The 17,531-nt window shown below is 62.7% G+C and carries 13 protein-coding genes; 3 read left to right on the top strand and 10 right to left on the bottom strand.

Features of this window, described 5'->3' with window-relative positions; translation table 11 throughout:
* Positions 1 to 2 precede the first annotated feature (2 nt).
* The 8 genes from FJW08_RS18800 to FJW08_RS18765 form a co-directional block, all read right to left on the bottom strand.
* A complete protein-coding gene (locus tag FJW08_RS18800; protein ID WP_140811825.1) occupies positions 3 to 863 on the bottom strand; it encodes a 2-aminoethylphosphonate ABC transporter permease subunit in 861 nt (286 codons plus the stop codon).
* Positions 856 to 2,001 carry an ATP-binding cassette domain-containing protein gene (locus FJW08_RS18795; protein WP_140811824.1) on the bottom strand — a complete coding sequence of 382 codons (1,146 nt, stop codon included), beginning with the start codon at positions 1,999 to 2,001 and terminating at the stop codon, positions 856 to 858. The genes FJW08_RS18800 and FJW08_RS18795 overlap by 8 nt, the downstream gene beginning before the upstream one ends.
* A 32-nt stretch (positions 2,002 to 2,033) precedes the next feature.
* Positions 2,034 to 3,062: a 2-aminoethylphosphonate ABC transporter substrate-binding protein gene (locus FJW08_RS18790; protein WP_140811823.1), complete on the bottom strand. Its 1,029-nt coding sequence runs from the start codon at positions 3,060 to 3,062 to the stop codon at positions 2,034 to 2,036.
* A 261-nt stretch (positions 3,063 to 3,323) separates the two neighbouring features.
* Positions 3,324 to 4,334, bottom strand: a complete 1,011-nt coding sequence (locus tag FJW08_RS18785; protein ID WP_140811822.1) for a C-terminal binding protein — start codon at positions 4,332 to 4,334, stop codon at positions 3,324 to 3,326.
* 2 nt (positions 4,335 to 4,336) lie between these two features.
* Positions 4,337 to 5,695 carry an aspartate aminotransferase family protein gene (locus FJW08_RS18780; RefSeq protein WP_140811821.1) on the bottom strand — a complete coding sequence of 453 codons (1,359 nt, stop codon included), beginning with the start codon at positions 5,693 to 5,695 and terminating at the stop codon, positions 4,337 to 4,339.
* A gap of 71 nt (positions 5,696 to 5,766) precedes the next feature.
* Entirely contained in the window at positions 5,767 to 7,224 is a 1,458-nt protein-coding gene (gene phnY / locus FJW08_RS18775; protein WP_140811820.1) for a phosphonoacetaldehyde dehydrogenase, read from the bottom strand.
* Positions 7,225 to 7,409: 185 nt separating this feature from the next.
* Entirely contained in the window at positions 7,410 to 8,666 is a 1,257-nt protein-coding gene (phnA, locus tag FJW08_RS18770) for a phosphonoacetate hydrolase (RefSeq protein WP_140811819.1), read from the bottom strand.
* 24 nt (positions 8,667 to 8,690) lie between these two features.
* Positions 8,691 to 9,890 carry a 2-aminoethylphosphonate--pyruvate transaminase gene (locus FJW08_RS18765; protein WP_140811818.1) on the bottom strand — a complete coding sequence of 400 codons (1,200 nt, stop codon included), beginning with the start codon at positions 9,888 to 9,890 and terminating at the stop codon, positions 8,691 to 8,693.
* Between the two features lie 258 nt (positions 9,891 to 10,148).
* Between FJW08_RS18765 and FJW08_RS18760 the strand changes: the two genes are divergently transcribed.
* Positions 10,149 to 11,018: a LysR substrate-binding domain-containing protein gene (locus tag FJW08_RS18760; RefSeq protein ID WP_140811817.1), complete on the top strand. Its 870-nt coding sequence runs from the start codon at positions 10,149 to 10,151 to the stop codon at positions 11,016 to 11,018.
* Positions 11,019 to 11,066: 48 nt separating this feature from the next.
* Here the strand turns inward: FJW08_RS18760 and FJW08_RS18755 are convergent, their stop codons facing one another.
* Together FJW08_RS18755 and FJW08_RS18750 are read right to left on the bottom strand one after the other, a co-directional pair.
* Positions 11,067 to 13,541: an FAD-dependent oxidoreductase gene (locus tag FJW08_RS18755; RefSeq protein ID WP_140811816.1), complete on the bottom strand. Its 2,475-nt coding sequence runs from the start codon at positions 13,539 to 13,541 to the stop codon at positions 11,067 to 11,069.
* 84 nt (positions 13,542 to 13,625) lie between these two features.
* Complete coding sequence (locus tag FJW08_RS18750; RefSeq protein WP_140811815.1) at positions 13,626 to 14,414, bottom strand: DeoR/GlpR family DNA-binding transcription regulator; 789 nt, start codon at positions 14,412 to 14,414, stop codon at positions 13,626 to 13,628.
* A 1,373-nt stretch (positions 14,415 to 15,787) separates the two neighbouring features.
* Between FJW08_RS18750 and FJW08_RS18735 the strand changes: the two genes are divergently transcribed.
* Both FJW08_RS18735 and FJW08_RS18730 read left to right on the top strand, forming a co-directional pair.
* On the top strand, positions 15,788 to 16,042 hold the full coding sequence (locus FJW08_RS18735) for a helix-turn-helix domain-containing protein (protein WP_140765258.1): 255 nt from the start codon (positions 15,788 to 15,790) through the stop codon (positions 16,040 to 16,042).
* A complete protein-coding gene (locus FJW08_RS18730) occupies positions 16,042 to 17,352 on the top strand; it encodes a type II toxin-antitoxin system HipA family toxin (protein WP_140811813.1) in 1,311 nt (436 codons plus the stop codon). Before FJW08_RS18735 ends, FJW08_RS18730 begins: the two co-directional genes overlap by 1 nt.
* Positions 17,353 to 17,531: the final 179 nt, after the last annotated feature.

Raw genomic sequence — 17,531 nt, 5'->3', positions numbered from 1 at the left:
GGCTAGACCCCCAACCGGGCGGCGGCGAAACGGTAAAGGCCGAACAGGCCGAGCGACAGCGCGATGTTGACCACGGCGATGATGCAGGCGACTTGGTAGGCCGACTCCTGGATCGCCTTGCCGTAGATCAGCAACGGCAGCGTGATGACGCCCTTGGCGCCGATGAACAGCACGATGCCGAATTCGTTGACGGTCAACAGCAGGCACAGGCTGCCGCCGGCGATGAGCGCCGGAACCGCGGCCGGTAGGATGACCTGGTGCACGATGCGGAACGGCCTGGCGCCGAGCACGCTTGCCGCTTCGATCTGGCCGCGATCGACCAGGGAGAAGGCGGCAAGCAGCGGCCGCAGGATGAAGGGCGTGTAGACCGTGACCTCGGCCAGCACCACGCCCCATGTCGAATAGAGGAAATCGACGGGCGGCAGCGGCAGCGAGAAGGCCTCCATCAGCCCGGTGTTGAGCATGCCGGCGGACCCGTAGAGGAAGGTGAAGGCCAGCGTCACCAGGAAAGTCGGCAGCGCGATGAACGTGTCGATCAGCCGGGCGATGAAGCCGCTGCCGGGAAACGGCACGAAGGCCAGGATCAGCGCCAGCACGAGGCCGACGGCCAGGCATCCGGCTGTCGCCGCGACCGAGATCGTCACCGTGTTGATCAGCGCGTTGAGGAAGAACCGCGAATGCAGGACGCGAATGATCTCGGCGGCATTGGCGACGCCGCTATCGTCAAGGAATGCCTGCCGGGCAATAAGCGCCAGCGGATAGAAGAACAGCAGCGCCAGCAGGGCCGCCGGCGGCACGATCCAGAATTTGCCGGGTTCCCGCCTGCTGGTGGCCGGCGAACCGATGGCGATCGCCTCAGACACCGGCGTCTTCCGGCAGAAGCGAGGTATCGGCGGGAGCGAAGAACAGCGGCACCTGGGCGCCGGGCTCGGGCAAGGCGACCGGCAATCTCGTTGCCGAGACACGAACCGGTGTGCCCTCGACATCCAGCACGAGATGAGTGAGTTCGCCCTGCCAGTGCACTTCCATCAATGTGCCGACGATGCGGTTGGTATGCTCGCTGTCGGCGGTCAGGCTAAGGTGCTGCGGCCTGATGCAGAGCAGGCTCTTGTCGCCAGCCTTCTCGTCGCGGCCGGCACCCCTGAGCACCGCGTCGCCGTGCCTTGCCGTGGCAAGGCCCTTCGACCCGGCGCCCTCGGCGACCGTCACCGGCAGAAGGTTGGCGCGGCCGAGGAACTCGGCGGTGAACCGGTTCGGCGGACGGCGGTAGAGTTCCGTCGTCGGTCCGTGCGAACAGACCCAGCCGTCGCGCATGATGGCGATCTTGTCGGCAAGCGTCAGCGCCTCGGTCTGGTCGTGGGTGACATAGAGGATGGTCAGGCCCGGCAGGCTGCGGTGCAGGCGGGCAATCTCCTCGACCATGTTGCGGCGGATCTGCGCGTCGAGCGCCGACAGCGGCTCGTCGAGCAGCAGCACACGCGGCCGCACGGCCAATGCCCTGGCGATCGCCACGCGCTGTTGCTGGCCACCCGAGAGTTCGCGCGGATAACGCCGGGCAAAAGTCGCCATGCCGACAGTACCGAGCGCATCCTTGACCCGCTCGGCAATCAGCGCCTTGTCGGCGCCTTGGGCCCGCAGGCCAAAGGCGACGTTGTCCTCGACCCGCATATGCGGAAACAGCGCGTAATTCTGCACCACCATGCCGAGGCCACGTTCGTGGGGCGGCAGGTCGGTCACATCGGTGGCGCCGATGCGGATGCGGCCACTTGCCGGCCGCACGAAACCAGCAACGGCCCGCAAGGCGGTGGTCTTGCCCGAGCCGGAGGGGCCGATCAACGCCAGGATTTCACCGGGCGCGATATCCAGGGTCAGCGGGTGCAGGACGACATGCGCGCCGTAGGCGACGCTGACCTTGTCGAAATGGACGTTGGAGCCGGCGCCGCGAATTTTCGCGGCGTCGATGTCCATGACACTGGTACCAGTAAAGGCTGCGGCCGACATGGCATGGTCCTCCCGATTTCTGCCCTCGGGTGTCAGCTTCCGGTCGCCTCGTTCCACTTCCTGACGTAGTCGGGAAGCTTGCTCAGCGCCTCGTCCCAGTTCGGCGACCAGATGGTGACGCCCTTCATCGCCTCTTGTGCCTTGGCAAAGTTGGCATCATCGGGCTTTACGTCCTTTCGGGCCGGCATGCCGAGCGCAACCGAGCTTACAGTCGATTGTGCTTCCTTGGCGAGCAGGAAGTCGATCAGCTTCTTGCCGTTGTCGGCATTAGGCGCGCCGGCGACCAGCCCGATTTCGTAGGGCAAGGCGAAGGTGGAGCGGGTGCCGTCCGGACCAGCGGGCCAGAACACCTTGATGTTCGGATTGTCGGCCATCTGCGACATGTTCATCTGCAGATCGCCATTGGCGACATGCAGTTCGCCCTTGTTGACCAGCGCGGTCAGCTTGCCCGTGGAGGCGGACGGGCCGACATTATTGTCCTGCAGCTTCTTCATGAAGGCGAAGCCGGCGTCCTCGCCGCCAAAGGCATGGATGATCTGCAGCATGACGGCCGTGCCATCGCCGGCCTGGCCGGGGGTCGAATACTGGATCTTGCCCTTGAACTTCGGGTCGAGCAGGTCGTTGTAGGTCTTCGGCGCTTCCGACAGCACGGCGCTGTTGTAGATGAAGTCCATGTAGTTGTTGACCAGCGGCCGGTACTTGTCGGTGCCACCGTCGATCTGGGATGCGGCTTCGGGCTTGTAATCCTGCAGCAGGCCGTCTACGGCGGCGCGCTGGATGAAAGGCGGCAAGGTCACAAGCACGTCGGCCTGCGGGTTCGACTTCTCCTTGGCGACGCGCTCGACGACGCCGCCCGAGCCTGCCTCGATATACTGAACGGTGATGCCGGTGGCCTTTGTGAAGGCGGCGAATTCGGTTTCGTACCAGCTGCCATTGCCATCATGCAGGCCATCGGCGGAATAGATGGTGACGACGCCGTCGGCGAGGGCCGGTCCGACGAGAGCGGCCGAAGCGAGCAACGCGGCGAAGGCCGCGACCATGGTTGCGTTTCGTGATTTCATGACCAGTTCCCCTTTTGATTTAAGGCACATTCTGCGATGCACTAGGACCAATCGGCATCGGTCTCTGCCGGACGTTGAGCCGATTGGATGTCGTCGTTGTGACAACTCTGATGACTGGGGATCGATAAGTAAAATCTATTTATTTTATGACAGACAAACTTCCTCTGATATTTGTCACAGAACTGTCGCACGTCGTGGACGCATTTCGAGCCTTCGAGACTTATGCCAAGCAAGCTCCCGAACCCTAAAACGCTGGGATAATCAGGAGAATAAAACGCCTGCCGTCTGCGCCCGCAGACGAGGATCGAACGAGCGGACTGTCACCGGACGGCCGTCGAGGATTTCGAAGCAGCGGGCGAGCGTGTCTTCTTCAAGCCGGCGCATCGCTTCGTGCGTGAAGAATGTGAGATGCGGAAAGAGGATCACATTGTCGCGGCCGAACAATGCGCTCATCGGATGGCCCGACTTTGCCAAAGGCTCGACCGAATAGACGTCGAGCCCGACGCCGCCTATGCGTCCGGCAACGATCGCTTCGATCAGTGCCGTCTCGTCGATCAGCGCACCGCGTGAGACGTTGACGATGATGGCGGAAGGCTTGAGGCAAGCGAGTTCGGCTTGGCCGATCAGGCCGCGCGTGTTGTCGTTCAGCACACAATGGATGGAAACGAAGTCGCAGGTCCGCAGCATGGCTTGGAGATCGTCGACCTTTTCGATGCCGCCGGCGTGCATCGTCGCCGGATCGACGCAGGGATCGAAACCAAGAACCCGAGCGTCAAACCCCTGCCCGGCCATGCGCGCCATGCTGCGGCCAATCTTGCCGCAGCCAACCAGCCCCAATGTGGCGCCGGAAATGTCTCGCCCCAGCCAGCGCTGTTCGGGCCAGATCCAGCCGTCGCGCGACATTGCCTGCGTGATCGCCGGCAGCCGCTTGGCCAGCGCGATCATCAGCGCGAAGGCTCCTTCGGCAACGGTTTCCTCGGCATATTCGGGTACGTTGACCACGGGAACGCCGCGCCGCATCGCGGCGGGGATGTCGATGGCATCGATGCCGACGCCATATTTGACGATGCCCTTCAGCTTGGGAGCGGCATCGATCACCCGCGCGGTGATCGGCGTGTAGCACATCAAGAGAAGGTCGGCGTCGGCAACCGCCTCGATGAGCTCGGTTTCTGGAAGACCGTCCGGCAGCGTCACCAGGTCGACGCCCTTCGCCAGCAAGCCGACGTCAATGCCAGGACATTCGAGTTCCCGGTCTGTGCGGACGGCCTTCATGGTCAGGCCGCCAACACCGCGGCTTCGACGATGTCGAGTGCCCGGTCGAGATCGGTCTTCGAAATGACCAAAGGCGGCGAGAGTGTCAGCACATTGCCTTGGCTGACCTTGAAGCTCAGTCCCTGTTCCAGGCAGGCATAGAAGACACGTTCGGCGAGGTCGCGTGTCGGCTGGCGCGAGGCGCGGTCCTCGACGAGTTCGACCCCGACCATCAGTCCCCTGCCTCTGACATCGCCGACATGGGACGAACGCGCCATCAGGTCCTGCATCCGTCCAAGCATATGCCGGCCAAGCTCGGCCGAGCGCTCGACCAGTCCCTCCTCCAGGATGATGTCGATGGTGGTCAGCGCGGCACGCGTCGTCACCGGATTTTTCTCATGGGTGTAGTGACCGATGGCAAAGCCGCCGGTGACGTCGAGGTCGCGACGCGCGATGACGGCGGCGATCGGCAGGATGCCGCCGCCGAGCGATTTGCCGAGGACGACGATGTCGGGCGTCACACCGTCATGTTCGTGGGCGAAGAATTTTCCGGTCTTGCCGAGGCCAGTCGGAATCTCGTCGAAGATCAGGAGCGTGCCGTGCCGGTCGCAGGCCTCGCGCACCCGCTTCCAGAAGCCGGCCGGCGGCGGATTGGGCGTCGCGCGCATCGGCTCGGCAACGACCGCCGCCACATCCTGCTCGCGGCCGAGCACGTAAGCGATCATGTTGGCGCAGGCGAGCCCGGATCCTTCCAGCGAATCGTGGCCGTACGGGCACCGATAGCCGTCCCAGGGCGCGACGTGCTCGGTGCCGGTCATCATGGGTCCGGCGATGTGGGAGCGGAAGGTCGCCTCGCCGCCGACACTCGCCGCCCCGAAGCCGGCGCCGTGAAAGGCATCCCAGAACGATACTGTTTTGAAGCGGCCAGTCGCGGCGCGCGCGATCTTCAGCGCCACCTCAATGGCGTCCGAGCCACCAGTAGTAAACAGCACCTTGCCGAGATCACCGGGCGCAAGTGCTGCCAGCTTTTCGGCCAGTTCGACAGCGGGCTCGCAGGTGAAGCGGCGCGGCGCGAAGCAGAGCTCGTCGAGCTGCTTCTTGATCGCGGCGACCAACCTGGGATGGCCGTAACCAAGGTGATGCACGCTGTTGCCATGGAAATCCATGAAACGGTGACCGGCTGTGTCCTCGATCCAGATGCCTTCGGCCTTGGCGATCGTCGAAAGGCAGGGGCTGGACAGGCTCTGATGCATGAAGGCGGCCGCGTCGCGATCGAGCAGGCCGCGAATGCGGGGATCGTCCTGGCCGGCATCCCAGCGGCCGCGCGCCGCCGTGGTGTTGGAATCGCCTTCTGTATGCACAAGCTCGGATATCGCGGCCATAACCCTCTCCGAAACGCGAATGAGGGAGCGACGGCCGCTCCCCCTGTTTTCTGTTCGTCAGTCGCGCCTGGTCATGACCAGGGCAGCGAAAACGTCTTCACATTGGTATAGCTCTTCATCGCCTCGATGACGCCTTCCTTGTAGCCATTACCTGAATCCTTGATGCCGCCGAAGGGCGACATCTCGATGCGGTAGCCCGGCACTTCCCAGATGTTGACAGTGCCGACCTGCAGGCCGGCGATGTATTTCTGCATGCGGGGAAACGAGTTGGTGCAGACGCCCGACGACAGGCCAAAGGCGGTCGAGTTGGACAGCGCGATCAACGCCTCGTCATCGTCCGGCGCGCGCACGATCGGGATGATCGGCCCGAAGGTCTCTTCCATAACCAGTTCGGAAGTGTGCAGCACGCGATCAACAACGATCGGCGGCAGCAGCGCGCCCTGGCGGCCCGGATTGTAAAGGATTTCAGCCCCCTGCTCCGTAGCCATGTTGACGCGGGCTTCGAACAATGCCGCCGCCTTCTCGTGCACGACGGTGCCAAGGTCGGTCGAGCGGTCCATCGGGTCGCCGAAGCGGATTTTCTTCGCCCGCTCCAGCACCAACGGCACGAAGCGATCGGCGACACTCTCCTGGACCAGGATGCGCTTGACCGCCGTGCAGCGCTGGCCGGAGTTTTTGGTAGCACCCGCCACGGCGAGATCGGCGGCCCTGGCCAGATCCTCGTCGGAGAGATCGTTGAGGATGATCAGCGGATCGTTGCCGCCGAGTTCCAGTACCTGACGCTTGTAGCCGGCGGTGCGCGCGATCATCTTGCCAACCGGCACGCCGCCGGTGAAGGTGATGAGATCGATGTTGTCGTTTGTGATCATCTCGTTGCCGATATCGGCCGGCCAGCCGGTCACAACAGACAGCATTTCCGGCGGCAGGCCGGCTTCGTAAAGGATGTCGGCCAACAGCAATGCCGTCATCGGCGTCAGTTCGGTCGGCTTCACCACAACGCAATTGTTGGTGGCGATGGCAGGGGCCACCTTGTGCGAGACCATGTTGAGGGGATGGTTGAACGGCGTGATCGCCGAAATCGCCTTCAAGGGCTCGCGCGTGGTGAAGATCTTGCGCGCCTTGCCATGCGGAGTGAGGTCGCAGGAGAATATCTGGCCATCATCCTGGATGCACATCTGCGCCGAAAGCGTGAACACGTCATAGGCGCGGCCGACTTCGTAGAGCGAGTCGGTCTTGGAGATGCCGAGCTCGAGCGTAATCAGATCGGATATTTCTTCCCGGCGCGACGCCAGCGCTTCCGCTGTGCGGAACAGGATCTGCTGGCGCTCGTAGCGCGTCAGCTTCGACTTGTAGCCGGCGGCGATCTCGAACGCCTGGCGGGCATGCTCGGCACGGCCGGCCGGAACTGTGCCGATGACGGTGTCGTTCCAGGGGTAACGAACCTCGACCACGCTGTCGGCATCGACTTTCTTGCCGGCAATGCGCATCGGCTCGTGGCGAACTTTGATGGCAGGGTCAAGCTTGGTCATGTCGGTGTTTCCGGGCGCTCAGAGGGCCGTGTTGATTTTTCGGAGGCAGCGGCATCGCGCCTCGGCAATGGCTTCACCCACTCCGTCGCTTTGCGGCGCCACCTCCCCCCTCCGGAGGGAGAGGAAGGGAGCCAAGGCTGTCGAACTCGAAGCTCGATGGAGTGGGGGTCGACATCTGGCTCAGCCTAAGCCACCGCCGCCGCCATGGTCGCGTAGTAGAAAGCGTCGAAGTTGCGCAGCGTGGGTTCGTTCGGCAGGTCCGGCAGCACGCGGTTGACTATGAACGGCACTTCCTGCTCGGTCAGTCCGCCATGCGAGCGCAGCGGCTCGTTCAGCGCCGCGAGATCATGGCGGTGTTCGCTGGTGCCGATCGTCTTGTTCTTGGTCGAAATCAGCACGATGTCGCCGATGCGGTCGGCCGGCAGCTCGAAACGCTCGCAGGCATCAGGGCTGTCGACGACTAGCATGATGCCGTCGATCTTGGCCAACCGTGCCATGATGTCGGCCTGGTCGGCGCCATCAGGCAGATAGGCGGTGGCAAAGGAGCCGAGCGCGCCATGGTGCACGACATAGGGGTCGGTGATCGGCAGTATGACGCGCGCGGCGTCCTTGCCCAGCCATTCGTCGAGCAAGTCCTGGACATAAACAACGTCGGGCGAACCGTCCGCCTTGTGCTTGGGTTTCATGCCATGGTCGGCGGTGACGACGATCGCGGCGCCCAGCGCATCGAGCTCGGTCAGGTACTTGTCGAACATCTCGTAGAAGGCGTTGGCCTGGGGCACACCCGGTGCGTATTTGTGCTGCACATAATCGGTCGTCGTCAGGTACATGACGTCGGGGCGGAATTCCTTGAGCAGCTGGACGCCGGCGGCGAAGACGAATTCCGACAATTCGGCCGAATAGACCTCCGGCACCGGCAGGCCGAAATGCTTCGAGGCATTGTCGATGCCGTGCTCGGCCACGGTGGTGGTGTCCGACTTTTCGGCCGAGAAGCATAGCGCGCGGCCCTCGCCGAAGGCGAGGCCCTTGCCGAGCAGCGCACGCAGCTTGTCCTTGGCGGTGACCACGGCGACCTTGGCGCCGGCATCGTAGAAGGCCTGAAAAATGGTCGGCGCGCGCAGGAAGCGCGGGTCGTTCATCATCACTTCCTTGCCGGTCTCGCGCTCGTAGAGATAGTTGCCGCAGATGCCGTGCACCGATGGCGGGCGACCGGTGGCGATCGACAGGTTGTTGGGATTGGTGAAGCTCGGAATGACCGAGTGAGCAAAGCGCACCGTGCCCTTCTCCTTGATCCTGACCAGGGCCGGCATCAACCCGGCTTTGATCGCCTCGTTGAGATAGGCCGGCTCGCAGCCATCAAGGCAGATGGCGATGGCCGGCACGCGCGGCCAGGCGTAGGTGCGGCCGTTGACCGCGACGTTGATCGGAGACATCTGGTTCATCTGGTATCCTCGAAATCGGCCGCTTCAGGCGGCGAGTTTGGCACGCTCGGCGATTGCCGCGGCGGGTGGAGCGGCGGTGTCGACGCCCATTTCATCAAGCGATTGCGCTGCCGCCTCGACGACGCGGCGCATGACATGCTCGTCCATCTGGCCGATGCAGCCGACGCGGAAGGAATCCACGACCGTCAGCTTGCCGGGATAGATGATGAAGCCCTTGTCCTTCATCAACTCATAGAAGCGATCGAAGGCGAAGTTAGTGTGAGCGGGGTTGAAGAAGGTGACGATGATCGGCGACAGCCAGCGGTCCCGAAGCAGCGTCTCGAAGCCGAGTTCGCGCATGCCCGCCACCATGACGTCGCGGTTCCTGACATAACGGGCACCGCGGCCGGCGACGCCGCCTTCGGCCTCGTGCTGGCGCAAGGCTTCAAGGAAGGCGGCGACGACATGCGTCGGCGGCGTGTAGCGCCACTGGCCGGTCTTGTTCATGTGCGCCCATTGCGCGTGGACGTCGAGCGACAGCGAGTGGCTGCGCCCCTTGGCGGCTTCCAACTCGCTCTTGCGGGCGATGATGAAGCCGAAGCCTGGCACGCCCTCGATGCATTTATTGGCGGACGAGACCATTGCCTCGTAGCGGATCTCGTTGACGTCGAGCGCGACGGCGCCGAACGCGCTCATGGAATCGACGAGCAGCTTGCGACCCTTGGCATGGACGGCCTCGGCGATCTCTGCGACCGGGTTCAAAATGCCGGAGCTGGTCTCGCAATGAATGGCGATGACATGCGTGATCGCAGGATCGGCCTCGAGGGCGGCCGCCACCTCGTCACCGCGCGGCGGCAAGTAGTCGCCCTTGTCGATCAGCGTATAGTCGCGGCCAAGATACTGCATGGTCTGTGCGGCACGCAGCCCGTAGGCGCCGTTGGCTAGCACCAGTACCTTGCCATCCCTGGGCACGAACGAGCCCAGCATCGCCTCGACGCAGAACGAGCCGCTGCCTTGCATCGGCACGCAGTCGAACTCGCCTTTCCCGTCGCCGGTCAGCGCCAGCAGGCGGCGGCGCATGTCTGATGTCATGGCGCGGAAGTCGCCGTCCCACGATCCCCAATCGCGCAGCATCGCCTGCTTGACCGAATAGGCCGTGGTGAGCGGCCCGGGGGTCAAAAGATAAGGCTCTCCCAGGGCCGGCCTGGCCAGCGGCTCCGCGGCAAATTTCGTCTCGGCGAGCATGATGTCCTCCGACAGGTCTTTTGATGTGGCGCCATTGTTGGCCCAGACGACATATTTGTAAAATCGCTATTTTGTATCGATGTATCGATTGGAACGATAGACGCTGAGCGTATGGGCTTAGGCTGCATGCTGCTCATGACGCGGTTGTGAACATAGGAAGTTCATCCCAGGCATCAGGGGAATCGTTTATTCCGGCCTTTTGACTACCAAGGCTTATGATAAAGTGCAGGCGACTTCGCGACCCGAAAGGCACACAGGATGCGCTACGTTCAGCTGCGAGCTTTTCATCAGGTGGCGATCTCCGGTGGGTTTTCGCGGGCGGCCGAAGCGCTGTTCCTGACCCAGCCGGCGATATCGGACCAGGTGCGCAAGCTCGAGGAAGAGTATGACGTCCTGCTTTTCAACCGGAACAAGAAGCAGGTTACGCTGACCCATTCCGGCCAGAAACTGCTCGAAATAACCCACCGCATGTTCGATACCGAGCAGCAGGCGCTCGAGCTCCTGACCGAGTCACGCGCCCTGCGTTCCGGTACGCTGCGCATCGTGGCCGATGCAGCGCACCATCTGCTTCACATCCTCGGCAGCTTCCGGGCCCGCTATCCTGGCGTGCAGGTTTCGGTGCGCGCCGGCAACACCGAGACTGTGATCAGCAGCCTCTACAGCTACGATGCCGACATTGGCGTGCTGGGCGAAGTGCCTGCGGGGCGCGATTTCGAGGTGCTGAAACTGAACTCGACGCCGATCATCGCCTTCACCTCGATCGACCATCCGCTGTCGGGGAAGAAATCGCTGACGCTCAAACAGCTGGCGCAGGAATCACTGGTCATGCGCGAGCGTGGCTCGAAGACGCGCCAGAAGCTGGAAGACCTCGCCGCTGCGTCGAAGATCGAGCTCAGGCCGGTCATCGAGGCCGAGGGCCGCGAGGCCGTGCGCGAGATCGTCGCCTCCGGCGCCGGCATCGGCTTTGTCTCGGCGGCCGAATTCGGCCAGGATTCGCGGCTCGTCCCGATCACCATCGATGCGCCCGAGACCTTGATGGACGAGGCGCTGATCTGCCTGCGCGAGCGCAGCGGCGGCAAGCTCGTGCGCGCCTTTCTCGACATGGCGCGCTCGATGTCGGCGGATTAGTTGAGCATGATCTCGTCCGAAAACCGGTTCCCATTTTTCGGGATCACTTTAGGCCGCGACCTTGATCTCCACCGCATCGGCTTTCGCCCGCTCCGACTTCGGATCGTAGGGGCTGCGCAGATGCGCCGTGGCGGTGTGGCGCACGCCGGCCAGATCGATCTCAAAATGACCGCTGCTCAGGAACGAGGCGTCGACGCCCGCTTCGTGCTCGATCAGCCCGAGCGCCACCGAACGGCCGAGCGTATGGCCATAAGCGGCCGAGCGGACCTCGCCGACCGGTTTGCCGTCGCGCAGGATCAATTCGCCGCCCCACAGCATCGGCTCGGCATCGTCTGTTGTGAACAGCACGATGCGCCTGGTCGGTGCCGAGGACTTCGCGGCGGCGAGCGCATCACGCCCGATGAAACCGCCCGGCTTGTCCATCGCGACGGCAAAGCCAAGCCCCGCCTGCCAGGGGTTGATGTCAGGCGTCAGTTCGCGACCCCAGGCGCGAAAACCCTTTTCGATGCGCAAGGCGTCGAGCGCGTAATAGCCGGCGTCAGCCAAGCCGAATTCACGGCCGGCCTCATGCAGCGCCTCGTAGACGCCGACGGCGAATTCGGTCGGCACGATCAGTTCCCAGCCGAGCTCACCGACATAGGTCATGCGGTTGGCATAGGCGGTGGCGTAGCCGATATCGATTTCGCGAATGGTGGCGAAGGGGAAGCCGGTGTTGGAAAGATCCGCCGATGAAAGTTTGCCCAAGAGGTCGCGCGAACGCGGCCCCATCAAGGCGAGCACGGCATAGGCGGAGGTGACGTCGGTCAGGACGGCATGCGCGCCCGCCGGGATGTTCTTGACGATCCAGTCGGCGTCGTGGACTGCCTGCGCGGAACCGGTGACGATGAGGAACTTTTCCGCGCCAAGCCGCATCACGGTGAGATCGCTTTCGTAACCGCCGCGCACGTTGAGCACGCCCGTGTAGACCGACGTGCCGACCGGCACATCGATGTCGCCGGCGCATATGCGGTTCAGCACGGCGCAGGCGTCGCGGCCCTGGACAAGAAGCTTGGCGAAGGAGGTCTGGTCGAAGACAGCGACGGCTTCACGCGTCGCCTTCATCTCGCGCCGCACCGCCTCGTGCCAATTCTGGCGGCCGAAGGCATAGTCGTTCGCGGCCTTCTCTCCTGGTGCCGCGAACCAATTGGCGCGCTCCCACCCCATCTTGGAGCCGAAGCAGGCACCCTTAGCGGCAAGCCGGTCGTAAAGCGGAGAGCGGCGGAAGGGCCGCGCGGTGTCCAATTCGCGGTTCGGCCATGGCATGGCGTAGTGCAGGCCGAGCGTCTCTTCGACGCGGTCATGCAGCCAGCGTGGATTGTTGTTGAACGAGGCAAAGCGCCTGATGTCGACCGGCCATAAATCCATGGTCGGCGCGCCGTTGACGATCCACTCGGCCAGCGCCTTGCCGGCGCCCCCGGCACTGGCAATGCCCATCGAATTGAACCCGGCGCCGACATAGAAATTCTTCAACTCCGGCGCCTCGCCGAGGAGGAAATTATTGTCGGGCGTGAAGCTCTCGGGACCGTTATAGAATTTCTTGACTTCGGCCTGCGCCAGTTGCGGCACGCGCACCAGCGCGTTTTCCATTAAGATCTCGAACTGGTCCCAATCGTCGGGCAGCAGCGCGAATTCGAAATTCTCCGGAATGCCCTTCATGCCCCACGGCTTGGCATGCGGCTCAAAGCCGCCCATGACCAGGCCGCCAACCTCTTCCTTGAAGTAGATGAAGCCATCGGGGTCGCGCATGACGGGCAGATCCGGATGCACGCCTTCGATCCGGCCGGTGACGATGTACATGTGCTCGGCCGAATGCAGCGGCACCGAGACGCCGCACATCAGCCCGACCTTGCGCGCCCATTGGCCGGCGCAATTGACGACGATCTCGGCGGCGACGTCGCCATGGTCGGTCTCGACACCGCAGGCGACGGCGTTCCTGACACTGATGCCGGTGACCTTGACCCGCTCGAATATCTTGGCGCCACCATGGCGCGCGCCTTTGGCAAGCGATTGCGTGAGATCGGTCGGATTGGCCTTGCCGTCTCCGGGCAGCCAGACGGCGCCGACGAGGTCGTCGACAGCCATGACCGGCCACAGCTCGGCGGCTTCGCGGGGCGAAATGACATCGATCTCGACCCCTTGGGCACGCGCCGACGCGGCCGTGCGCTTTAACACCGTCATGCGGTCGGCGGTGCGCGCCACCGACAACGAGCCGCAATTCTTCCAGCCCGTGGCAAGACCGGTCTCGGCCTCCAGTTCGCTGTAGAGCTGCGTGGAATATCGGATCAGGCTGGTCATGTTGGAATGGCTGCGCAGCTGGCCGACAAGACCAGCCGCGTGCCAGGTGGTGCCGCCGCTGAGCTGCCCCTGCTCGAGCAGCACCACATCGCTCCAGCCCAGTTTGGTCAGATGATAGGCGACCGAACAACCGATGATGCCGCCGCCGACGATGACGATTCGAGCCTGAATCGGGAATTCCTGCGCCACGATGAAACGATCTCCCAAAGGTGATGGGGGTCAACATAACGAAAGTGGCACAGATATCAACACAAAATGCAACAAATAATCACATTAAGTGCCGACTATGAGCTTTGGCCCTTTGCGCTCCAGCGCCTCGATGGTGGAGGAGGGCGGCGGTACATCAACGATGACGCCTGCCGCCAGTTCGAAGCGTGGAATGCGCAGCGGCGTCAGACGCCCGAATTTCGAATTGTCGAGCACGAAATAAGCCTTACTGGCCGTGGCCACCATGCGCGAGCGCTGCTCGGCGCCGTTGCGCGTGAAGTCGGTGACCTCGCCGTCAGGCGACAGCCCGCCGCCACCAAGAAATGCTACGTCAACACGAAAGCGGCTGATCGCCTCCAGCGCATCGATACCGATGGCCGCTTCTTCGGCCGGGTCGATCTCACCGCCCAGCATATGAACGCGCACATTGGGCTGGCGACACATATGCAGCGCGATCGACAAGCTGGTCGTGCAGATCGTCAGGCTTTGCCGGCGGTGCAGCGCGTGCGCAACGGCGAGTGTGGTGGTGCCTGAATCGAGGAAGACCACCATGCCATCCTCGACAAGGCCGGCCGCGGTCCGACCAATCACGGCCTTGCCGGCCGCATTCTCCTGGCTGCGTTCGTTGAGCGCCGGTTCGGTCGCCTCGAACAGCGTGGCCCCGCCATGGACGATGTCGAGCTGACCTCGATCGGCCAGATGTTTCAGGTCGCGGCGGATCGTCTCCCGCGACACGTGGAAGAAATTGGCAAGATCGGTGATCCCGACCGAGCCGACTGCAGCGAGACGTCTCAGGATTTCATCGTGGCGGCGCGGCGCAAGTGCGCGCCCCGCTGCAGATTGCGATACCGACATGGCGCCACTTTGACGGAGGGACGGCCATGTTGCAAGATGTGGCGTTGCGCGCGAGTTACCTTCGGGGCGGATGCTGCCGAATGTTCCATCACAATGCCATACACGTCCGCGCACTGCTGGATCGGCTCCCTAAGCAATAGCCTGGTCGTGTTTCGGCCGCAACGATGGTATTCGGTAACAAGCAGGCGATCGTTATCGGACCGACGTCACCAGGGCTTCGATGACACCGTGATGGCGAGGCTTCCGACTGAACGTCAGAATTCCACACTGCCTTTTTATGCGACTTTCGAGGTACAAAGGGCGAACCTGGAGTGGCGGCTTTTGTGTTTCGTCGTCAACAGCTCCGGGCCAGTCGGCGACGGTCGGCCATTGTATATGGTTGGAAGGGGGGTCGTTTACTGCCCGGCAGCAGCGATCCGGAAACGGCGTCTTCACTGAGCAGCGAAAAGATCACATCACCGGCGCCCTTGGCGCAATTTTGGCGCGATGGCGATGAGTCTTTCCGCACCCAGCCTCGCTGTCATTCGTCATTGAGGGACGGTCAATTCTTCCCCGATCGCAGTGATCAGGGCAGATAACCTGGCGCGTACCCGTGGAGGCAGTAGTATGAAACGTAAGATCAGCCGCTGACCTTCTGAGCTGGCAATGAAGCCAATGCGCTCATCGGGTGGCAGAGGGGAAGCCTCACAGTCGGTCTCGCCATCCTCCGAAAGACCTTCGAAAAAGCGACTGGCGGGGACGCCCAGCGACTTGCCAATCTCGTAATCATGGACGCACTGACGCGATTCCTTGCGTTCTCGTATTTTTGTAGCTGTTGGACGCTGACGCCTATCGATCGGGCAAGCTGAGCCTGCGATACGTCCGACAGTACTCGAACTGCCGCGATCTGTCTGCCGACGTGAAGATCAGCAGGGTGAGGGTCACGCCCGATCTTTGGCTTTGGCGCTACACTAAAAGGGCTCGAGCGTTTCGGGTTCAACAATGCTTTCGATGCTCCAAAAGACCATTCTCCGTGCATGGCCTTAGCGTGGCGTACAAATACAGGAGAACGGCGGTGCCGCTATCGCCCTCCTGAGAACGCCTCTGCGGTCGAGTCGGTGAGTTGAGAGGAGACAGGCATGAGCCGTTGGGCGGGTGAGGGACACCCAAGCCCACCCTTGACCGGCTGGCTACAACGGCTGTCGCGCGCCTCGCTCATTCTTCCTATTCAAGGGGACCGCCGCAAGGCGGCTCTATGAGAGTCGTTGTCGAACACCACACGCGATCGCGTATATCTATATTTTATACGGTAGCGCGTATATCCTTGCTTTAAACGCGATCGCGTATATTGACATTTTATACGCCATCGCGTATGCAGGTGCTTGGAGGCTACAATGACCGACCAGATCGCTCGCAATGAAAAGCAACTCGGCGCCATCCTGCGTCGCGCCCGCAGGCAAGCCGATCTCACGCAAGGGGCGCTTGGCAACCAGATTCACCTGCGCCAAGGCACGGTGTCCCGCCTCGAAGCCGGCGAGCCGGCGGTGCAGCTCCGCACGTTGATGGCGGCTCTCTCCGCTCTCGATCTTGAGCTCGTCGTTCGCGCGCGCAGCAAAGGCAGCGCCGCTGACATCGAGGATCTGTTCTGATGGCGCGGCGGCCGGTGCACGCACCGCTGAATGTCTTTCTGAACGGGCGCCTGGTGGGCGTGCTGCGCAGAGAACCGACGGGCGCAATAGACTTCCAATACGCCGGCGAATGGCTGGACTGGCGCAGCACCTTCCCAGTGTCGCTCTCGCTCCCTTTGCGCGAGGACCGCTATATCGGCGCGCCTGTGATCAATGTCTTCGACAACCTGCTTCCCGACAATGAAGCCATCCGCAAGCGCGTTGCCGAACGCGTCGGCGCGGAAGGCACTGACGCCTACAGCATGCTCGCCGCCGTCGGTCATGACTGCGTCGGCGCGCTGCAGTTTCTGCCCGATGGCATCGATCCCGGCAATACCGGCAGCAGCGATGGCAAGCCGGTCAGCAACAGAGAGATCGCCGAGATGATCAAGAACCTCGCTGCCGCTCCTCTCGGTCTTGGCGAGGACGAGGATTTCCGCATCTCGATCGCAGGTGCCCAGGAAAAGACGGCGCTCTTGCACACTGACGGACGCTGGTTCAAGCCGATAGGCACGGCCGCGACCACCCACATCCTGAAACCGCAGATCGGCCGGTTGCCCAACGGCATCGACCTATCCAATAGCGTTGAGAACGAGTATCTGTGCCTCAAGCTGCTCGAGGCGTTCGGCGTTCCTGCGGCCCGGGCAGAGATCGCTGATTTCGGGGAGCGCCGCACGCTGATCGTCGAGCGCTTCGACAGGCTGTGGGCCCGTGACGGCCGCCTCCTGCGCCTGCCGCAGGAGGATATCTGCCAAGCGCTATCAGTGCCGCCCACGCGCAAATATCAGTCCGAGGGCGGTCCTGGCATCGCTCAGATTGTCGAGCTTCTGAAGGGCAGTGACACGCCTGAAGACGACATCGCCGTCTTCTTGCGCGCTTGCATAATATTCTGGCTGATTGGCGCAACCGACGGCCATGCCAAGAACTTCAGTATCTTTCTCAGCCCTGGCGGACGGTTTCGCATGACGCCCCTCTACGACGTACTGACAGCGCAGCCCAGCCTTGATGCCGGACAGATTCCCCGCAAGAAATTCAAGCTGGCAATGTCAGTCGGCAAGAGCCGGCACTATTCGGTGCATGAGATTATGCCCCGCCACTTCATGCAGACCGCTGACGTTGCGGGCGTGGGGACGCCCGTCATGCGCAGGATTTTCGAAGACATTGCCGCAAACGCGGAGAAGCAGACCGAGGCCGTGATCTCCAAATTGCGGCGCGGCTTTCCCGAACAGCTTGTCGGGTCAGTCAGGTCGGCAATAGGCAAGCGAGCGCTTTTGCTTGCTGACGCAAGTTGATCAAGTCGGCAAAGAAGAAATGCAAAGCGACCGAACGCCTCAATCCACGTAGATACAATCATCGTTGATGGCGTGACGATGACCAAAGGCGTCACGGCTGCGAGCTTTGCTCATCGTTGTGCTGATCATCATCATCGGCATCGTCGCCGACGTTGCCCTTCGCGGTGCCGGCCGCCATG

Origin of the sequence: Mesorhizobium sp. B3-2-1, from assembly GCF_006439515.1 — a bacterium.
GTDB lineage: Bacteria > Pseudomonadota > Alphaproteobacteria > Rhizobiales > Rhizobiaceae > Mesorhizobium.
The sequence above is the reverse complement of the archived record's forward strand: the minus strand, read 5'-3'. Positions and strand labels throughout refer to the sequence as shown.

Excerpts from the sequence above, each read along its gene's own strand:
- FJW08_RS18760 (WP_140811817.1), top strand. The coding sequence starts at position 10,149 with ATGCGCTACGTTCAGCTGCGAGCTTTTCATCAGGTGGCGATCTCCGGT.
- FJW08_RS18750 (WP_140811815.1), bottom strand. The coding sequence starts at position 14,414 with ATGTCGGTATCGCAATCTGCAGCGGGGCGCGCACTTGCGCCGCGCCGC.
- FJW08_RS18735 (WP_140765258.1), top strand. The coding sequence starts at position 15,788 with ATGACCGACCAGATCGCTCGCAATGAAAAGCAACTCGGCGCCATCCTG.
- phnY (WP_140811820.1), bottom strand. The coding sequence starts at position 7,224 with ATGACCAAGCTTGACCCTGCCATCAAAGTTCGCCACGAGCCGATGCGC.
- FJW08_RS18785 (WP_140811822.1), bottom strand. The coding sequence starts at position 4,334 with ATGAAGGCCGTCCGCACAGACCGGGAACTCGAATGTCCTGGCATTGAC.
- phnA (WP_140811819.1), bottom strand. The coding sequence starts at position 8,666 with ATGAACCAGATGTCTCCGATCAACGTCGCGGTCAACGGCCGCACCTAC.
- FJW08_RS18790 (WP_140811823.1), bottom strand. The coding sequence starts at position 3,062 with ATGAAATCACGAAACGCAACCATGGTCGCGGCCTTCGCCGCGTTGCTC.
- FJW08_RS18730 (WP_140811813.1), top strand. The coding sequence starts at position 16,042 with ATGGCGCGGCGGCCGGTGCACGCACCGCTGAATGTCTTTCTGAACGGG.
- FJW08_RS18795 (WP_140811824.1), bottom strand. The coding sequence starts at position 2,001 with ATGTCGGCCGCAGCCTTTACTGGTACCAGTGTCATGGACATCGACGCC.
- FJW08_RS18780 (WP_140811821.1), bottom strand. The coding sequence starts at position 5,695 with ATGGCCGCGATATCCGAGCTTGTGCATACAGAAGGCGATTCCAACACC.
- FJW08_RS18765 (WP_140811818.1), bottom strand. The coding sequence starts at position 9,890 with ATGCTCGCCGAGACGAAATTTGCCGCGGAGCCGCTGGCCAGGCCGGCC.